Source organism: Vibrio sp. PSi01, assembly GCF_054960695.1.
Genome location: NZ_JBHNYN010000054.1, coordinates 1 through 546 on the forward strand (window position 1 = coordinate 1; position 546 = coordinate 546).

The 546-nt window shown below is 32.8% G+C and carries 1 tRNA gene and 1 pseudogene; both read right to left on the reverse strand.

What is annotated here, in order from left to right:
• Positions 1-183, reverse strand: a pseudogene (locus ACFI6G_RS22205) (hypothetical protein); the annotation flags it as partial.
• A 259-nt stretch (positions 184-442) separates the two neighbouring features.
• Positions 443-518 (reverse strand) — tRNA-Ala (locus ACFI6G_RS22210).
• Positions 519-546: the final 28 nt, after the last annotated feature.

Genomic DNA, 546 nt, shown 5'->3' on the forward strand with positions numbered 1-546 from the left:
CCTTTTTATTTTCACTTTTAAAAAGTGAAGACAAACAGGAGTGAAGACAAATAAGCGTATGGCAACTAACCAAGGTTTTTGGTTGTCATCAAGAAGGGTTAATTCTTGATGACTGTTTGCCGGACTCAATTTATTTTTTTTCCACTTTTTAATAAAAAATAGAATCAAAAAATGAACAATCATTTCTGATCATTCGAATACAAGACACTTGAATGTGTTTGTTGTGTTTATACTGTTCTTAATAAATAAGAGCAGATAAACATTGAGAACTTTTAATTTTGATTAACTTAATCACAGCCTTGGCCGTTTTGTTTTACTTTTTAAAAAGTAAAAATAATTAAGCTAATCAGTCAGCTTTCCAAATTGTTAAAGAGCAAGAGTTTTTAAAGTATTAAACTTTCAAAACCATTTTTAAATATTTTCAAAGAAAAACACTTAAAGATGGTGGAGCTATGCGGGATCGAACCGCAGACCTCCTCGCTGCCAGCGAGGCGCTCTCCCAGCTGAGCTATAGCCCCATCTGGAAAAGTATTTCTACTCTTAAAC